The sequence below is a fragment of the Burkholderiales bacterium genome, from assembly GCA_023511995.1.
Taxonomy (GTDB): Bacteria; Pseudomonadota; Gammaproteobacteria; order Burkholderiales; family Thiobacteraceae; genus Thiobacter.
In genome coordinates this window covers 14,437-31,173 of record JAIMAL010000013.1, presented here as the reverse complement: position 1 = coordinate 31,173, position 16,737 = coordinate 14,437, and the positions used below count along the sequence as shown (strand labels likewise).

Sequence of the window (16,737 nt, the reverse complement as noted above, 5' to 3'; positions counted from 1 at the left end):
TGAAATCTAGTGCGCCTGTTCCCAGTTGGGCCCCACCCCCAGTTCCGTTTCCAGGGGCACGTCGAGGCGGGCCACCCCGGCCATCAGACGCGGCAGCGCCTCCTTCACATCGTCAAGCTCCGCCTCCGGCACTTCCAGCACCAGTTCATCGTGCACCTGGAGGATGAGGCGGCTTTTGAAGCCCTGCTCGCCGAGCCAGCGATGCACGGCGATCATGGCCAGTTTGATGAGGTCGGCGGCGGTGCCCTGCATGGGGGCGTTGATGGCGGCGCGCTCGGCCGCCTGGCGCCGCGCGGGACTGCCGCTGTTGATCTCCGGCAGCCACAGGCGGCGGCCAAAGACGGTTTCCACATAGCCCTGGGAACGCGCGAGCTCCCGGGTGCGTTCCATGTACGCGGCCACACCGGGATAGCGGGCGAAATAGCGGTCGATCCAGGCCTGGGCCGCGCTGCGCTCGATATTAAGCTGGGCCGCCAGCCCATACGAGGACATGCCATAGATGAGGCCGAAATTGATCACCTTGGCATAGCGCCGCTGCTCCGGCGTGACCTCATCGGGGGGGACACCGAACACTTCCGCGGCGGTGGCGCGGTGGATGTCCTGACCCTCGGCGAAGGCGGCGAGCAGCCCCGGGTCCTGGGACAGATGCGCCATGATGCGCAGCTCGATCTGGGAATAGTCGGCGGAGACGAGCTGGCAGCCGGGCGGCGCGATGAAGGCTTCGCGGATGCGCCGCCCTTCGGGCGTGCGTACCGGAATGTTCTGCAAATTGGGGTCGGCGCTCGCCAGTCGGCCGGTGACCGCCACCGCCTGGTTGTAGCTGGTGTGAATGCGCCCCGTGGCCGGATCCACCATACGCGGCAGTTTGTCGGTGTAGGTGGACTTGAGCTTGGCGAGCATCCGGTATTCGAGAAGCAGTTTGGGCAGGGGATAGTCGAGGGCGAGTTCCTGCAGCACGTCTTCATCGGTGGAAGGCGCACCCCCCGGTGTTTTCTTTTTCACCGGCAGGCCCAGGCGGCCGAAGAGGATTTCCTGAATCTGCCGCGGCGAGTTGAGATTGAAGGGCTGACCGGCGAGGGCATAGGCCTGCGCTTCCAGCTCCATGAGCTTGTGCGCGAGCTCCCGGCTCTGGGCAGCGAGCTTGTCGCAGTCGAGGAGCACGCCCGCCCGCTCCATCGCCCACAGCACCTCGAGCACGGGCATTTCGATTTCCTCGTAGACGCGCTTGAGCTTGGCATCCCTGGCAAGCTGCGGATACATCGCCTCGTGCAAGCGATAGGTGACGTCCGCATCCTCGGCGGCGTAACGCGTGGCAAGCTCGATGCTCACCTGATCGAAGCCGATGTGTTTGGCGCCCTTGCCCGCCACTTCCCCGTAGGAAAGGGTTTTGTGGCCGAGGTGCCGCTGGGCGAGGGAATCCATGTCGTGGGCTTTGTGGGGCTCCAGCACGTAGGATTCGAGCAGGGTGTCGTGGGCGATGCCCTCCAGGCGGATGCCGTGGTTGGCAAGGACGTGTTTGTCGTATTTGAGATTCTGACCCAGTTTGCGCCGCGCCGGGTTTTCCAGCCAGGGGCGCAGTGTTGCCAACACCGTTTCCAGGGCAAGCTGGGCCGGCGCGCCGGGATAGCGGTGGCCGAGGGGCACATAGGCGGCGGCATGCGGCCCCACGGCAAAGGAGAGTCCCACAAGCCGCGCGCGCATGGGATCGAGGCTTTGCGTCTCGGTGTCGAGGGCAACGAGGGGGGCGGCTTCCAGCCGGGAAAGCCAGCTTGTGAGCTGCGCTTCGGTGAGGATGGTCTCATACTCCGCCGCCGGGGCCGAAGGCGCTTCTGCCGCGGCATCCGCCGACCCGGCGGCATCGAGCTCCTTCAGCCAATTGCGGAAGCCAAAGCGAGTGAAGAGCCGCCGCAGTTCCGCCACATCCGGAGGCCGCGGCGTGAGATCGGTGACGCGCACGGGAAGGGCAAGATCGCGCACGATGCGCACCAGCTCCCGCGCGTGCGTGAGCCAAGGCAGTGCCTTGCGCAGATTCTCGCCCACCACGCCCTTGATTTCGTCGGCATGGGCAATGAGGTTGTCGAGGTCACCGTATTGGGAAAGCCATTTTGCCGCCGTCTTCGGCCCCACCTTGTCCACACCCGGGATGTTGTCCACGCTGTCGCCCACCAGGGCGAGATAATCGACGATGCGCGCGGGGGGCACGCCGAATTTCTCCTGCACGCCCGCTTCGTCGAGTTTTTCGTTGGTCATGGTGTTGACCAGTGTCACGTGGGGGCCGACGAGCTGGGCCATGTCCTTGTCACCGGTGGAAATGATGGTTTCGATGCCTTGGCTTTCCGCCTCGCGGGCGAGGGTGCCGATGACATCATCGGCCTCCACGCCTTCGATGACGAGCACCGGCCAGCCCATGGCGGTGATGGCGGCCTTCAGGGGTTCCACCTGCGCCGCGAGATCATCCGGCATGGGCGGACGATGGGCCTTGTATTGGGCATAGAGGGCATCGCGGAAGGTCTTTCCTTTTGCGTCGAATACGCAGGCGATATAATCGGCCGGCACTTCCCGGCGCAGCCGGCGCAGCATGTTGAGCACGCCATAGATGGCCCCGGTGGGTTCGTTGGCGGCATTGCGCAGATCGGGCAGCGCATGGAAGGCGCGGTAGAGATAGGACGAGCCATCAACCAGCAGCAGGGTTTTCATTTCCGCGGGGTCGCATGATGAAAGAGAAAATTCCCAAGATCCTGGATCCCGACGTCCAGGCGCGCGCCTTTTCGCCGCGGGAATCCTGGCGGGTGTTCGAGATTATGGCAGAGTTCGTGGAAGCCACCGAACGCCTGGCCGCCATTCGTCCCGCCGTATCCATTTTCGGCAGCGCGCGCGTGCCGCCCGACCACGCCTACTACCTGCTTGCCGAACAGATTGCCCGCCAGCTTTCCGATGCGGGCTTTGCCGTGATCTCGGGCGGCGGCCCCGGCATCATGGAGGCCGCCAACAAGGGCGCCTATTTCGGCCGCTCGCCCAGCGTGGGCCTCAACATCCAGTTGCCCCACGAACAGCGCGCCAATCCGTTCCAGGACATTTCCCAGACCTTCCGCCATTTTTTTGCGCGCAAGGTCATGTTCGTGCGTTTCGCCATCGCCTATGTGGTCATGCCCGGTGGCTTCGGCACCCTGGACGAACTCTTTGAAGCCTTAACCCTCGTGCAGACCGGCAAGACGCGCAAAATGCCCATCATCCTCGTGCATTCGCCCTTCTGGATGCCAGTGGTGGATTGGTTCCGCAACACTCTGGTGAAAGAGGGCATGATCGATCCGGCGGATGTGGACCTCATCCAGCTCATCGACGAGCCGAAGGCGGTGGTGGACGCCATCTTCAAACACTACGAGCTGCGCGGCTTCGAGCCCACCGCCGCGGAGCGGGAAATCCAGCTCCATTTGTGATCACGGCAGCCGGGTTATAATCGGCTTTTGCCTCAAGGATCTTCCATGCGCCGTGCCCTGCCGCTGCTTTTTTTCCTCACGCAGGCCGCCATCGCCGAGGAGCGGGCGCTGCCCAAGGATCTCGCGCCGGTTCCCGAACCGCCGCCGCCCCCGCCGGGCTATGAGCTCAACCCCGACCTGGAGCCGGAAGTCACCATCCGCCAGCGGGGGGAGGAACAGGTGGAGGAATTCCGCATCGGCGGCAAGCTGTACATGATGAAAATCACGCCCCGTTACGGCAAACCCTATTATCTGGTGGACGACAAGGGCGACGGCACCTTCGTGCGCATGGACAACCTGGATTCCGGCACCCGCGTGCCGCGCTGGGTGATCCATCAGTTCTGAGTCCCGCCCCCGCCGATGTCCGTCTATACAGCCGTCACCCCGGAGGAGCTGCGGGCGTGGCTTGGCCAGTATTCCCTGGGCAGCCTCGTCGAACTGAAGGGCATTGCCGCCGGTGTGGAAAACACCAACTATTTCGTCACCACCACCCACGGCCGCTATGTGCTCACCCTCTTCGAACGCATGGCCCCAGAAAGCCTGCCCTACTACCTCAACCTGATGGCGCACCTGGCGAGCCACGGCATCCCCTGTCCGCAGCCCATCGCCAGCCTGGATAACCGCTATGTGAACCCCCTCAAGGGCAAACCCGCCTGCATCGTCACCCGCCTGAACGGCGCACCGCAGATGCAACCCACCGCCACCCATTGCGCCGAGGTGGGGGAGATGCTCGCCGATCTGCACCTGGCCGCCCGGAGTTATCCCGCCGAGCTCGCCAACCCCCGCGGACCCCACTGGTGGCGGGAGACGGCGCGGGCGGTGATGCCCCATCTCGATGCGCCCGGTCAGGCCCTGCTCATGGAGGAGCTGCGCTTCCAGGCCCTCTACCGCTTCGAGGATCTGCCCCGAGGCGTGATCCATGCCGATCTCTTCCGCGACAATGTCCTCTTCGAGGACAGCCGGCTTTCCGGGGTGATCGACTTCTATTTCGCCTGCAACGATGTGTGGCTCTTCGACCTGGCCATCGCCGTAAATGACTGGTGTCTTGCCGAGGACCTCACCCTGGATGCGCCACGGGTCATGGCCATGCTCACCGCCTACCACGGCAGACGGCCCCTCACCGCCATCGAAAAGGGTGCCTGGCCGGTGATGCTGCGTGCCGCAGCCCTGCGCTTCTGGTTATCACGCCTCTACGACTACCATTTCCCGCGGCCGGGCGAAGTCACCCACGCCAAGGACCCGGAACATTTCCAGCGGGTGCTGGAAAACCATATCCACCACGAACCCGAATTGCGCCGCCACTGGGTCGCATGAACATCCGCCGCTGCAATCCCCTTTATGGCTATGGCTGGCTGCGGGAGGGCCTCCGCCTCCTCCGCTCCCAGCCCTGGGCTTGGCTTGCCCTGGTGGCCATGGGCCTGCTCGCCACGACGCTGCTGGGCACCCTGCCGTTGCTGGGGCCGATCGTCGTCCTCTTGCTTTTGCCAGGGCTTACCGCCGGTCTCATGTTCGCCGCACGGGCCGCGGAACGGGGCGAGCCCCTTCACTTCGGCCACCTCGTCACGGGCCTGCGGGAAACGCCCCGGCCGCTGCTTGCCTTAGGGGGCGTGAATGTGCTGGCACTACTCTTCGCCAGTCTCCTCTTTGCCCTGGGCTGGGGTGAGGACGTGCGCCGCCTGGTGGAACTTCTGGCAAGCCCCAAACCCGATCACGCCGTGGTGGAAGAGGCCCTCACCCAGCTTACCCTGCCCGCCCTCCTGGTCATGGCGCTCCTTTTGCCGCTGGCCATGGCCAACTGGTTTGCGCCGGCGCTGGTGGTGTTCCGCGATCTTGGGCCTGGCGAGGCGCTGCGCCTGTCACTCTCGGCAAGTCTCGTCAACTTCTGGCCGTTTTTGGTCTATGGAGTGCTCCTCTTCCTCCTCGATGCCTTCCTCTCCCTCCTCCTGCAGGGGGTGGTGGCAGTCATTGCCGCCGTGGCCGGCGCCAGGGTGGCCGGTGTTCTCGGCCTGCTTCTCGCCTTCCCCGTGCTGTGTGCCTTTGCCGCCCTCATTTTCGCCTCGGTCTATGCCTCCTATCGGGATGTCTTCGACCGAGCAACACCAGGGGAAAACGGAGCAGAGGCCTGAAGGGAAGGCGCCCGTGAGGGCAACGGGCATGGCCCATTGCCTTGCCTCATTGGGGCAGGAAAGCGCGATGCCCCTCAGGCGGGCGTGAGCTTGGCGTATTCCACCATCAGCCACTTAAGGCCCGCATCGCGGAAGTTCACTTGGATGCGAGCATCCGCGCCCCGGCCTTCGCAATCCACGATCACCCCCACGCCGAACTTGGCATGCACCACGCTCTGGCCCACCCGCCAGGGGATGCCCGCCGCCTCGGGCCGCGGGGCGGGGGGCGCGGGGCTGCCCACGGGGGCGAGCAGCGCAGCCGGAATCTCGTCGAGGAAACGGGAGGCAATGCCATAGCGCGTCTGGCCATGGAGCATGCGGCTTTGCGCATGGCTGAGATAGAGCCGCTGGCGGGCCCGCGTGATGGCCACATACATGAGGCGCCGCTCCTCCTCCACCCCGCCCGCCTCGAAGAGGCTGTTCTCATGGGGAAAGAGGCCTTCCTCGAGGCCCGTGATGAACACCGCGTCGAACTCCAGCCCCTTGGCCGCGTGCACCGTCATGAGCTGCAACGCGTCCTGGCCCAATCCCGCCTGATGCTCGCCGGCCTCCAGGGCGGCGTGGGTGAGGAAGGCGATGAGCACATCGACGCCCGCCTCGGCTTCCGCCTCGTATTCCGCCTCGAAGGCCGCGGCGGCATGGATGAGCTCCTCCAGGTTCTCCACCCGATCCGGCTCGCCACTCGCCCGGTAATGGGCCGTGAGGCCACTTGCCTCAAGCATGTGCTCCACCTGCTCCCTCAAGCGCATGCCCTTGGTCTCCTCCCGCAGCGCCTCCACCAGTGAAACGAAGGCGGGCAGTCCCCGCGTCGGCGTGGCGCCCTGCCGGCACGCCGCCTGCCAGAGGGAGACACCCTGCTCCCGCGCCGCCTCCTGAATTTTTTCCAGGGTGCGCGCACCAATGCCCCGGGGCGGGAAGTTGATCACCCTGATTAGCGCGTTGTCGTCCCCAGGATTGGCCAGCAGGCGCAGATAAGACAGCGCATGTTTGATCTCCTGGCGTTCGAAGAAGCGCAGGCCGCCATAGACCCGGTAGGGCAGGCCGGCGCTGAAGAGGGCATGCTCCAGCACCCGCGATTGGGCATTGGCGCGATAGAGCACGGCGATTTCGGACAGCGGCAGGCCCGCGCGGTGCAGGGCGCGCACCTCTTCCACAACGAACTGCGCCTCCTCCGCATCGCTTGCCGCGGCGAAGACGCGAATGGGCTCGCCCGCCCCCTTCGCCGTCCACAGATTCTTGCCCAGCCGGTTGCCGTTGTGGGCGATCACGGCATTGGCGGCGTCCAGGATGTTGCCCTGGGAACGATAGTTCTGCTCCAGCTTGATGAGCTGACGGACGCGGAAATCCCGCAGGAAGTCCTGCATGTTGCCGGCATGGGCGCCGCGGAAGGCATAGATGGACTGATCGTCGTCGCCCACGGCAAAGACCGCATTGTCCGCGCCCGCGAACAGTTTCAGCCATTCGTACTGGAAGCGGCTGGTGTCCTGGAATTCGTCCACCAGGATGTAGCGGAAACGCGCCTGATAGTGGGCGCGCAAAACTTCGTTGCGGGCGAGCAGCTCGTAGCTGCGCAGCAGAAGCTCGGCGAAATCCACCACGCCTTCCCGCTGGCATTGTTCTTCGTAAGCAGCAAAAAGGCTGCGGTACACCCCGCGCTCGTCATCCGGCGCTTCCACCTCCCCGGCGCGCAGCCCCTGCTCCTTGGCGCTGTTGATGAAGTACTGCACCTGGCGGGGGGGATAGCGCTCGTCGTCCACGTTCGCCGCCTTGAGCACCCGCTTGATGGCCGCAAGCTGATCCTGCTGGTCCAGGATCTGGAAGAGCTGCGGCAGTCCCGCCTCCCGGTGATGGGCGCGCAGCAGGCGGTTGGCGAGCCCATGGAAGGTGCCCACCCACATGCCCCGCGTGTTGATGGGCAACATGCTGGAAAGCCGCGTGAGCATTTCCCGCGCCGCCTTGTTGGTGAAGGTCACGGCGAGGATGTGGCCGGGACTGGCCTGGCCGGTCTGGATCAGCCAGGCGATGCGGGTGGTGAGCACCCGCGTCTTGCCCGAACCCGCACCGGCGAGGATGAGCGCCGATTCCCGCGGCAGGGTCACGGCCGCCAGTTGCTCCGGGTTGAGCTGGGCAAGAAAAGCGGGCGCGTTCACGGCGGTCCTTACCTACGCAGGGTGCTTGAGCGGCGCCAGAGCATCCAGTAGATGGGGCCGTTGATGGCCAGCACCAGCGCCCCCAGCAGCCACTCCACCGTTTCGGTGAGGGCGTCGGGGTAGATCAGCGGCAGAAGGTAATGCTCGATGAAGCCGCCGGCGTAGCCCGCCTCTCCGGCCTGGCGGCGCAGGGCGTTCTCCAGGGGGGTCAGGGGACAGATCGCGCCCGTGAACTCGATGCCCGCTCCCCACAATACTGCCGGCAGGTGGAGGAATGCAAGCCGCGGCCAGCGCAGCACCGCCAGTCCCCCGGCCCCCACCCAGACAATGAAGCCCAGATGCAAAAGCAACACCGCATCGGCGAGAAAGCGCGCCATCATGGCGAAGCCTCAGCACCCCATACCCCGGGACGATGGCCGCGCCAAGAAAAAAGCCGCGCACGGCGGCCTTCTTCCCCCTTTGCACCCCGACCTCATTTGCGCGTGCTTTTGCGCGCCCTCGCTTTCCTGCTCGCCGCAATCAAGTCGTGGATCATGGGCGTGAGGATGAGCTCCATGGCGAAGCCCATCTTGCCGCCGGGCACGACGATGGTGTTGGGGCGCGACATGAAGGAATGGGGGATCATGTTGAGGAGGTAAGGGAAATCCACCGTCTGCGCCACCTCCCGGCGGAAGCGGATGACGACGAAGCTCTCGTCCGGCGTAGGGATGTCACGGGCGATGAAGGGGTTGGAGGTATCCACCGTGGGCACCCGCTGGAAATTGATATGGGTGCGGGAAAACTGCGGCGTGATGTAATGCACGTAATCGTGCATGCGCCGCAGGATGGTATCGACGATCACATCGGGCGCATAGCCGCGCTCCGCCGCATCCCGGTGGATTTTCTGGATCCATTCCAGGTTGACGATGGGCACCACGCCCACCAGCAGGTCCACGTAACGCGCGGCATCCACGGTGTCGGTGACCACGCCGCCATGCAGGCCTTCGTAGAAGAGAAGGTCCGTCCCCTTCTCGATGCGCTGCCAGGGGGTGAAGGTGCCGGGCTCCTGTCCCCAGGGCTTGCCCTCCTCTTCGTTGTGGATGTAGTAGCGGCGCAGGCAGGTGCCCTTCTCGCCATATTCCTTGAAGGTCTTCTCGATGAGGTCGAAATGATTGGCCTCCGGACCGAAATGGCTGGGCGGCCGGCGGCCTTCCTTTTCCGCCTTGGCCACGGCCTCCTTGAAGGCCTTGCGGTCGAGGCTGTGGAAACTGTCGCCCTCGATGATGGCAGCGGTGATGTTCTCGCGGCGGAAGATATGTTCGAAGGCGCGCTTCACCGTGGTGGTGCCAGCGCCGGAGGAACCCGTGACCGCGACGACGGGATGTTTGACGGACATGATGACTCCCTGAAAGGTGGAAATGCTGTGCGTAACCGCCGATTATAAAAGCGGCGCCAGCGCCCTGTCACCAGTAGGCAAACAGCCGGTCACCTTCCACCTTGGTCTCGAACCGCTTGAGCGGTTCCTTGCCCACGGCGATGCACTCGCCGGTGGTGATGTCGAATTTCCAGTGATGCTTGGGACAGGTAAGCGTCGTCCCCTCCAGGGCCAGATGGGGGATATTGGTCACCTGATGGGGACAGCGGCTGTCATAGACCCGGAATTCATCCCCCTTGCGATAAACGAACAGCTCCCGGCCGTCGCAGGGCAGGCGCACCGTCTCGCCATCCTTGAAACTCTCCACCGGCCCCACCTCGTGCCAGCCCGCCTGCCGCGTCAGGTTTTCCGGGCGGAACTCGGGCATGTCAAGCTCCAGGATGATTTCCGCCGCCCACACAATTTTCGCCAGGCCCAGCGCGGGGAAGGCCATGATCAGCGCATCGATGACCTCGATGGGCTTCACCCCATCCCGCAGGGCCCGCATCAGGTATTGCTTGAAGCCGGTTTCCGTCTGTGCATGCACCTTGGTGATGACGGAGATGAGGTCCCGCGTCTTGGGGTCGAGATACTTGCCGGCATCCTTGAGGAACTTGAAATAGTGGGTGAGGGCGTCGCCGCGGGCCGCCACCAGATAATTGAGGGCATCGCTCATGTCAGTCCTTTCTCCGTGAGACAAAAATCATTCGGGTTTGCGGGTGATGCGGATGTCCAGTTGTTTCAGTTTGCGGTACAGATGCGTGCGTTCCAGGCCGACGGCTTCCGCCACCCGGCTCATGTTGCCGCCCGCCTTGCCGATATGGTGCTCGAAATAGAGTTTCTCGAAGGCATCGCGCGCTTCCCGCAGCGGCTGGTCGAGGTCGAGGGGAAGCAGAGTCCCCTGCGCCGGCCGGGAAAGCAGCGCTGAGACCTCCTCCGCGCCGATCTCTTCCTCGGCACTTGCCAGGGCCACGCTGCGCACCACGTTTTCCAGCTCCTGCAGGTTGCCCGGCCAATCATACTGGCGCAGAACATTGAGCGCCGCCGTGGTGAAGCGCCTGACCGGCACCCGCCGCGCCTCGATCATTTGGGCAAGCAAGGCACGGGCGAGCTCCGGGATGTCCTCGCGCCGGCTGCGCAGGGCCGGCAGGGGAACGGTGATGGCGGAAATCTGGTGATAGAGTTCGGCATCGAAGGTCCCGTTTTCCACAAGCGCCCGGATGGCGGAAGTGGCGGCCGCCACCAGACGCACCTCAAGGCGCGTAAGTTTCGGCAGAAGGAGGGCAAGCCCCTTTTGCTCCAGGCGCCCCAGGCGCTCGAGGCCACTCACGTAGAGAAGCCCCCCCTTCGCCTGCTGCAGGAACTCCACCGGGTTGTTAAGGAGCCACGCCGTATCCTCCGGCGCCACCCACGGGGTGCCCGGCACATGGAGGGCCCGCGCGCAATGCTCGAAGCCGCAGCCCGTCTCCCCCAGAAGCAACACCGGTTCGCGGCCTGCGGCGATTTTTTCGAGGCGCGCCCCGAGGGCGGCGATGAGCGGGCTGCTGCCCAGCGCCGACAAGCCCTGCCGCGGCCGGTGAAGTGCCTCCGCCCGCTTGAGCGCCCGCCCCACGGTGTGGAGCAGCTTCTGCAGGGCGATGGGTTTCTCGAGAAAATCGTAGGCGCCGATGCGGGTGGCTTCCACGGCGGTGTCGATGGTGCCATGCCCGGACATCATCACCACCGGCATGGTGAGCTGGCCGTTGGCCGACCATTCTTTGAGGAGGGTGATGCCGTCGGTGTCCGGCATCCAGATGTCCAGCAGCACCAGGTCGGGCGCTGCCGCCTCGCGCAGAAGCCGCGCCTGCTTTGCACTTTCCGCCAGCCACACCTGGTGGCCTTCGTCGTGCAGGATTTCCTGCAACAACTCGCGGATGCCCGCTTCATCATCAACAACGAGGATGTTGGCCATAGTCAAGATTATGCCGCCTGCCGGGCGGCCTGTGCGGAAGCAAGTGGCAGACGCACACAAACACAGGCTCCCTGGGGTTCCAGATTGCGGATTTCCACCTCGCCGTGGTGCTCATCCACGATTCGTTTGACGATGGCAAGACCCAGGCCGGTGCCCTTGGCCTTGGTGGTGACATAGGGCTCAAAGGCGCGCGCGAGAATCTCCGGCGCAAAACCCGGCCCGTTGTCCATCACCCGCAGTTGCGCCCAATCCCCCACCGCTTCCGTGCGCACGGTGATGCGGGGTGAGGCAACCGCGGCCACCGCGTCCTGGGCATTGGCCAGGAGATTGTGGATGACCTGGCGCAGGAGCTTGGCATCCCCCTCGACGGTGAGCCCGGCGGTGAGCTCCGTGTGCACGGGGAAATCGGCGTGCTCGTAGAGGGTGAGCACTTCCCCCACTAGGGCATTGAGATCGAGGGGGCGCGCCTTGAGCATGGGCGCGCGGGCGTATTCGCTGAAATCGTTGACCATGCTCTTCAAGGCCGCCACCTGGTTGACGATGGTCTGCGTGGCGCGGGAGAGCATCGCCGCATCGGCCGGCGTAAGCTTGCCCGCAAGCTTGTGTTCCAGTCGCTCGGCAGAAAGCTGGATGGGGGTGAGAGGATTTTTGATCTCGTGGGCGAGCCGCCGCGCCACCTCGCCCCAGGCGGCGGCCCGCTGGGCCTGGATCAAGCCCGTGATGTCGTCGAAGACCACCACGTAACCCCCTTCCGCCGCCGCCGGCAGCCGCGTGCCCCGCAGGAGCAGCACCTGGCTGCCGGTCTCCCGGGCAAGCTCGATCTGTTCCTGCCAGTCTTTGCCACCGCCTGCCTCGAAGTGGCGGAAAAGCGCCTCGCCAAAGGGGGCCAGCGCCGGCACCCGTTCCCCCCAGGCGGAGACGGGGATGCCCCGCAACGTGTTGAGGTCCACGCCCAGAATCAGCGCACTGGTGGGATTCACCGTGCGCAGAGAGAGCCGCTCGTCGAAGGCCAGCACGCCGCTGGAAAGATGGGAGAGAATGGCTTCCAGGTAACCCTTCGCCCCTTCCAGTTGGCGTTGCTTCGATTCCACCTGGGCGCGGGTCTCCGCGAGCTGGCGGGTCATGGCGTTGAAGGAGTTGATGAGCATGCCCAGCTCGTCCCGCGCCTTGACCGGCTGCACCGGCGAGAAATCCCCCTTGCCTACCGCACGGGTGCCCTCTGCCAAAAGCCCCAGGGGCGCATTCAGGCGCTCCGAGACGAGGAAGGCCGCTGCCACCGCCGAAAGAAGGGCAAGCAGCAGGGTCATGGTGAGGGAAAGGGTGAAGAAGCGGGAAAGGCTGCGGCGGGCAAAGGACAGCTCCTGGTAGTCTCGATAGACGTCCTGCACCGCCTGGGCGTCCTCGGCGAGTTTCTTCGGCGCCGGTTGCAACACTTGCAGGATGCGGATGTCCTCGGAAAGCGATAGCACGTTCACCGGCACCACCGCGCGCAGGAAAAGGCCGCGCTCACCGATCACCTCCAGGGCGCGATAAGGCTGCTGCTGGCGCACCTGGCGGAGGATCGCGGGAGAGGGAAGCTCGGGGCTCAAGGCCTGGGGATCGGCGCTGGCAAAAGCGATCACCGCGCCCCGTGCGGAGAAGAGCGCCGCTTCCGCCACACCGGTCTGCTCCCGCAGCCGGCTGAGGCTGGCCAGATGGCTGCTGGCAGGTTCCTCGGCGAGGGTGATGGCCATGGCCTCCGCCTTTTTGGTGAGTTCGGCAAGCTGCGCCTCCAGCGCGCTTCGCCCCAGGTTGAGCCCGCCCTCCAATGCGCTGTCCACCCGCACGTCGAACCAGGATTCGATGGAGCGGGTGAGGAACTGCACCGACACGCCATAGATGATGGTGCCGGGCACGATGGCCATCAGGGCAAAGACGGCAATCAACCGCAGGGTGAGCCTCGCACCGAACTGCCCAGTGCGGATGCGGCGACGCAGAAGCCGCACCTGATAGATGATGAGCCCGAAAAGCAGTACCGCCACCACGCTGTTGAGGACGATGAGCAGGGTGTAATGCTCGGCAAAAAGGGCGGTGTTGCTGCTCGCCCGCCAGAGGAGATAGAGCAGGCTGAAGCCGAAGGCGATGGAAAGGCCGACGATGTAGCGCATGGGTTACGGCGTGACGGTGAAGCGGTACCAGTCGGAATTGAAGTTCCACTCGCGGGAGCTGATGGCCTCCACCTGCAGGGGCTTGGGCAGTTGATTCACATCCAGGCGCAGCCGCAACGCCCCCTGATAGGTGACGCCTTTCTTAAGCTGGCTGCGGTCCAGCACCTTCCATTCCGTGATGTGCTGCAGCTCCTCCTTCGCTTCCGCCAGCGTGGCATAGGAACGATTGCCCTGATTGCTGGAGAACTGATACTGGCGGGTGAGGGCATGGTAGCTGATGCGCAGGTTCTGGCGCACGCTGGCCACCGTTTCGTCGAACCAGTACCAACGGGGGCGCTGAAGTTCGAATTCCAGCATGAAGTTGAGGCTCACGCCCTTTTTCAGCGCATCCTCCAGCGCCTTGGGGAAGTTCACCTCGATGTCCGCATAGAGGTAATACCACTCCTCGCCGGGGATGAGCTCGGCGGAACGGATGCTCGCCCCTTCCCCCGCCCAGGCGGTGGAGCAGCCCAAAAGCAGGCCGACAAGGAGCAGGCCCTCACGCAGGAAGTTTGCGAAGCCGCGCATAGAAAAAACCATCCTGGTTCTCGTCCGGCAGGAGTTGCAGGAAACCCGCCGGGGAAGCAGACAGGGGATCGGGTCGGGCGTCCGGCTGCCGGGCCAGGAAATCCTGGATGACCTCTTGATTTTCCTCGGCAAAGAGGGAACAGGTGGCGTACAGCAATGTACCACCGGGGGCAAGCAGGCGCCAGAGCGCGACAAGCAGCCGGGCCTGCTCCCGGGCAAAGGCGGCGATGTCCTGCGGCCGGCGCAGCCATTTGGCATCGGGGTGGCGGCGCACCACGCCGGAAGCGGAGCAGGGCACATCGGCGAGGATGCGGTCGAAGGGCTCCCCATCCCACCAGGTGGGGTTTGCGGCATCGGCGGCGACGAGCTGGGCGGACAGACCCAGCCGGTCGAGGTTTTCCTTCACCCGTTCAAGGCGCCGGGGATCGCGATCGACGGCGGTGAGGCGCACATCGGCGGTCTCCAGGATATGGGCGGTCTTGCCGCCGGGCGCCGCACAGGCATCCAGCACCCGCTGGCCGGGCTCAAGGGCCAGGAGATAGGCAGCCTGCTGCGCCCCCGCATCCTGCACCGAGACGAGCCCCTCACGAAAGCCCGGCAGCGCCTCCACCGGCACGGGCTTTCTGAGGCGCAGGGCCACCGGCCCGAGGGGCGTGCTCTCCATGCCCGCCTCGGCAAGCATCGCCCGATAAGCCTCGGGGCTTGTGCGCCGGCGGTTGATGCGCAGGGTCATGGGCGGGTGGCTCAGTCCCGCCGCCAGCAGGTTCTGGTACTGGTCCGGGTACTGACGGGCAAGACGCTCGATCCACCAGCCGGGATAGCTGAAGCGGGTCGTTTCGTCCTGGTCCGCCTGCGCTTCGAGGGCCTGGGCCTTTCGCAGGTAGTGACGCAGCACGCCATTGACGAAGCCGGCGGCCCAGGGCTTGCCCAGGCTGCGCGCGGCTTCCACCGTCTGGTGCACGACGGCGGGATGGGGAGCACGCCCGGCCCGCAGCTCGTTCAGTCCCACCAGGAGCAGGGCGCGCAGCAGGCTGTCCTTCACCGGCCGGGAGGCGAGGGCTTTCAGGTGGGCCTGCAGGCGCGCCAGATGGCGCAGGGTGCCGAAGCTCAAGTCCTGCACGGCACGCGCTTGCCGCGGCTCGGCCAGGGTGGCGGTGGCCGCCCGCAGCGCCTCCGTGAGACTCCGGCCGGCCAGCACCGCGGCCACCACGCGGGCCGCTTGCGCCTGCGCTTCAGCCGCCGCCACGGGCCAGGTCCGTGAGGAGAAAGCGGGCGACAAGGCCCGCAAGAAGTGCCGTTTTGATCCGGTTGCCCAACATGGAAGCTTGAGGGGTGAAGGGATGCCGCCTTAGATGCCGGGGCGATGGTGAAAATTCAATGGGGTGCCGCCCCAAGGCGGATGCCGGGCCGCAGCCAGTCAGCGGCGGCAAAGGCTTCCGCGGTGAGGCGCCGGCCTCCTTCCCGCTGCAGTTCCGTGATCCGCAGCACGCCCTCCCCCGTGGCCACGCGCAGGCCCTGACGGTCAACGCTGAGAATCTCCCCGGGCGCGCCCGCCCCGCCCGGCTCACTGACGGCAAACCACAGGCGAAGCCGCTGCGGGCCCAGCCAGGTGTAGGCGACGGGAGCCGGATTGAAGGCCCGCACCGCCCGCGCGAGGCTCGCCGCCGGCTGGGTCCAGTCGATGCGGGCCTCCTCCTTGGTGATCTTGGGCGCATAGGTGGCCTGCGCCTCGTCCTGGGGCTCGGGCGTGAGGGTGGGAAGCTGCGCCAGCGCCTCCACGATGGCGGCCGCCCCCAGTTGCGCCAGGCGATCGTGGAGTGTGTGCGCCGTGTCGTCCGGCGCGATGGGGCAGGGTTTTCTGAGCAGCATGGGGCCGGTATCGAGTCCTTCGTCCATTTGCATGATGGTGATGCCGGTCACGGTATCGCCCGCCAGGATGGCCCGCTGGATGGGGGCAGCCCCCCGCCAGCGGGGCAGCAGCGAAGCATGGATGTTGAGGCACCCCCAGCGGGGCAGGCTCAGCACCTCCCGCGGCAGCAGCAGGCCATAGGCCGCCACCACCATGACCTCGGGGGCGAGATGCCGCAGCGCGGCCTTGAGCTCCGGATCCCGCAGGGTTGCGGGTTGCGCCACGGCCAGGCCCATATTCTCCGCCAGCACCTTGACCGGGCTGGGGGTCGGCTTCAGGCCGCGACCAGCGGGGCGGTCCGGCTGGGTGAGGACGAGGAGGATCTCATGACCGGCGGCGATTAAGGATTTCAGCGCAGCCGCCGCAAATTCTGGAGTACCGGCGAAGACGACACGCATGCGGGCTCACATGGTCTCGCGTTCGCGTTTTTTGAGCTTCTGCCGGATGCGGTTCTGCTTGAGCCGGGAAAGATATTCGACGAAGACCCTGCCCTTGAGGTGATCCATTTCATGCTGGATGCACACCGCAAGCAAACCCTCCGCATCGAGGGTGAACGGCCGCCCCTCCTGGTCCAGGGCGCGCACGGTGATGCGGGCGGCGCGCTTGACCTTGTCATAAATGCCGGGCACCGAAAGACACCCTTCCTCGTATTCCGCCTCCCCCTCGGCCCGCACCAGCTCGGGGTTGATGAACACCCGGAGCTCGTCGCGGGTTTCCGACACATCGATGACGATGACCTGCTCGTGCACGTCCACCTGGGTGGCCGCCAGGCCGATGCCGGGCGCGGCATACATGGTCTCGGCCATGTCGGCCACCAAGCAGCGGATGCGGTCGTCCACCGATGCCACCGGCTTGGCCACGGTGTGCAGACGCGGGTCCGGATAATGAAGGATTTTTAAGATCGCCATCGAAAAAACGCTTGCCCGGTGAAGATTTTATATGCAGAATTTCAAGCAAACTCCAGCATCCGCTTTGCATA

15 protein-coding genes are annotated in these 16,737 nt (G+C 65.4%); 4 read left to right on the top strand and 11 right to left on the bottom strand.

Going from position 1 to position 16,737, the window contains the following annotated elements; translation table 11 throughout:
• Window positions 1-6: 6 nt before the first annotated feature.
• On the bottom strand, window positions 7-2,697 hold the full coding sequence (gene polA, locus K6T56_08085) for a DNA polymerase I (GenBank protein ID MCL6556302.1): 2,691 nt from the start codon (window positions 2,695-2,697) through the stop codon (window positions 7-9).
• Between the two features lie 17 nt (window positions 2,698-2,714).
• Between polA and K6T56_08080 the strand changes: the two genes are divergently transcribed.
• Genes K6T56_08080 through K6T56_08065 form a run of 4 tightly spaced genes read left to right on the top strand, consistent with a single transcriptional unit; the run spans window position 2,715 to window position 5,602 of the window.
• Entirely contained in the window at window positions 2,715-3,437 is a 723-nt protein-coding gene (locus tag K6T56_08080; protein MCL6556301.1) for a TIGR00730 family Rossman fold protein, read from the top strand.
• 45 nt (window positions 3,438-3,482) lie between these two features.
• Complete coding sequence (locus K6T56_08075) at window positions 3,483-3,821, top strand: DUF2782 domain-containing protein (protein ID MCL6556300.1); 339 nt, start codon at window positions 3,483-3,485, stop codon at window positions 3,819-3,821.
• A 15-nt stretch (window positions 3,822-3,836) separates the two neighbouring features.
• Window positions 3,837-4,790 carry a homoserine kinase gene (locus K6T56_08070; protein MCL6556299.1) on the top strand — a complete coding sequence of 318 codons (954 nt, stop codon included), beginning with the start codon at window positions 3,837-3,839 and terminating at the stop codon, window positions 4,788-4,790.
• On the top strand, window positions 4,787-5,602 hold the full coding sequence (locus K6T56_08065) for a hypothetical protein (protein ID MCL6556298.1): 816 nt from the start codon (window positions 4,787-4,789) through the stop codon (window positions 5,600-5,602). Before K6T56_08070 ends, K6T56_08065 begins: the two co-directional genes overlap by 4 nt.
• A gap of 74 nt (window positions 5,603-5,676) precedes the next feature.
• Here the strand turns inward: K6T56_08065 and K6T56_08060 are convergent, their stop codons facing one another.
• From K6T56_08060 to def, 10 genes are all read right to left on the bottom strand, one after another.
• Complete coding sequence (locus K6T56_08060) at window positions 5,677-7,791, bottom strand: UvrD-helicase domain-containing protein (GenBank protein ID MCL6556297.1); 2,115 nt, start codon at window positions 7,789-7,791, stop codon at window positions 5,677-5,679.
• 8 nt (window positions 7,792-7,799) lie between these two features.
• Window positions 7,800-8,171 carry a DUF2784 domain-containing protein gene (locus K6T56_08055; protein ID MCL6556296.1) on the bottom strand — a complete coding sequence of 124 codons (372 nt, stop codon included), beginning with the start codon at window positions 8,169-8,171 and terminating at the stop codon, window positions 7,800-7,802.
• A 92-nt stretch (window positions 8,172-8,263) separates the two neighbouring features.
• The gene (locus tag K6T56_08050) at window positions 8,264-9,166 is read right to left on the bottom strand and encodes a phosphoribulokinase (protein MCL6556295.1); all 903 of its coding nucleotides are present in this window, start codon (window positions 9,164-9,166) and stop codon (window positions 8,264-8,266) included.
• Window positions 9,167-9,233: 67 nt separating this feature from the next.
• The gene (locus K6T56_08045; protein ID MCL6556294.1) at window positions 9,234-9,860 is read right to left on the bottom strand and encodes a Rieske 2Fe-2S domain-containing protein; all 627 of its coding nucleotides are present in this window, start codon (window positions 9,858-9,860) and stop codon (window positions 9,234-9,236) included.
• A gap of 27 nt (window positions 9,861-9,887) precedes the next feature.
• Entirely contained in the window at window positions 9,888-11,135 is a 1,248-nt protein-coding gene (locus K6T56_08040) for a sigma-54 dependent transcriptional regulator (GenBank protein ID MCL6556293.1), read from the bottom strand.
• Window positions 11,136-11,143: 8 nt separating this feature from the next.
• The gene (locus K6T56_08035; GenBank protein MCL6556292.1) at window positions 11,144-13,282 is read right to left on the bottom strand and encodes a HAMP domain-containing protein; all 2,139 of its coding nucleotides are present in this window, start codon (window positions 13,280-13,282) and stop codon (window positions 11,144-11,146) included.
• A gap of 3 nt (window positions 13,283-13,285) precedes the next feature.
• A complete protein-coding gene (locus K6T56_08030) occupies window positions 13,286-13,849 on the bottom strand; it encodes a DUF4390 domain-containing protein (GenBank protein ID MCL6556291.1) in 564 nt (187 codons plus the stop codon).
• Window positions 13,821-15,095, bottom strand: a complete 1,275-nt coding sequence (rsmB, locus tag K6T56_08025; protein ID MCL6556290.1) for a 16S rRNA (cytosine(967)-C(5))-methyltransferase RsmB — start codon at window positions 15,093-15,095, stop codon at window positions 13,821-13,823. The genes K6T56_08030 and rsmB overlap by 29 nt, the downstream gene beginning before the upstream one ends.
• Window positions 15,096-15,223: 128 nt before the next feature.
• Window positions 15,224-16,156, bottom strand: a complete 933-nt coding sequence (fmt, locus tag K6T56_08020; protein ID MCL6556289.1) for a methionyl-tRNA formyltransferase — start codon at window positions 16,154-16,156, stop codon at window positions 15,224-15,226.
• Window positions 16,157-16,162: 6 nt separating this feature from the next.
• Entirely contained in the window at window positions 16,163-16,666 is a 504-nt protein-coding gene (gene def, locus K6T56_08015) for a peptide deformylase (protein ID MCL6556288.1), read from the bottom strand.
• Between the last annotated feature and the right edge of the window lie 71 nt (window positions 16,667-16,737).

Excerpts from the sequence above, each read along its gene's own strand:
- K6T56_08045 (MCL6556294.1), bottom strand. The coding sequence starts at position 9,860 with ATGAGCGATGCCCTCAATTATCTGGTGGCGGCCCGCGGCGACGCCCTC.
- K6T56_08065 (MCL6556298.1), top strand. The coding sequence starts at position 4,787 with ATGAACATCCGCCGCTGCAATCCCCTTTATGGCTATGGCTGGCTGCGG.
- K6T56_08040 (MCL6556293.1), bottom strand. The coding sequence starts at position 11,135 with ATGGCCAACATCCTCGTTGTTGATGATGAAGCGGGCATCCGCGAGTTG.
- K6T56_08035 (MCL6556292.1), bottom strand. The coding sequence starts at position 13,282 with ATGCGCTACATCGTCGGCCTTTCCATCGCCTTCGGCTTCAGCCTGCTC.
- polA (MCL6556302.1), bottom strand. The coding sequence starts at position 2,697 with ATGAAAACCCTGCTGCTGGTTGATGGCTCGTCCTATCTCTACCGCGCC.
- def (MCL6556288.1), bottom strand. The coding sequence starts at position 16,666 with ATGGCGATCTTAAAAATCCTTCATTATCCGGACCCGCGTCTGCACACC.
- K6T56_08080 (MCL6556301.1), top strand. The coding sequence starts at position 2,715 with ATGAAAGAGAAAATTCCCAAGATCCTGGATCCCGACGTCCAGGCGCGC.
- fmt (MCL6556289.1), bottom strand. The coding sequence starts at position 16,156 with ATGCGTGTCGTCTTCGCCGGTACTCCAGAATTTGCGGCGGCTGCGCTG.
- K6T56_08050 (MCL6556295.1), bottom strand. The coding sequence starts at position 9,166 with ATGTCCGTCAAACATCCCGTCGTCGCGGTCACGGGTTCCTCCGGCGCT.
- K6T56_08075 (MCL6556300.1), top strand. The coding sequence starts at position 3,483 with ATGCGCCGTGCCCTGCCGCTGCTTTTTTTCCTCACGCAGGCCGCCATC.
- K6T56_08030 (MCL6556291.1), bottom strand. The coding sequence starts at position 13,849 with ATGCGCGGCTTCGCAAACTTCCTGCGTGAGGGCCTGCTCCTTGTCGGC.
- K6T56_08070 (MCL6556299.1), top strand. The coding sequence starts at position 3,837 with ATGTCCGTCTATACAGCCGTCACCCCGGAGGAGCTGCGGGCGTGGCTT.
- K6T56_08055 (MCL6556296.1), bottom strand. The coding sequence starts at position 8,171 with ATGATGGCGCGCTTTCTCGCCGATGCGGTGTTGCTTTTGCATCTGGGC.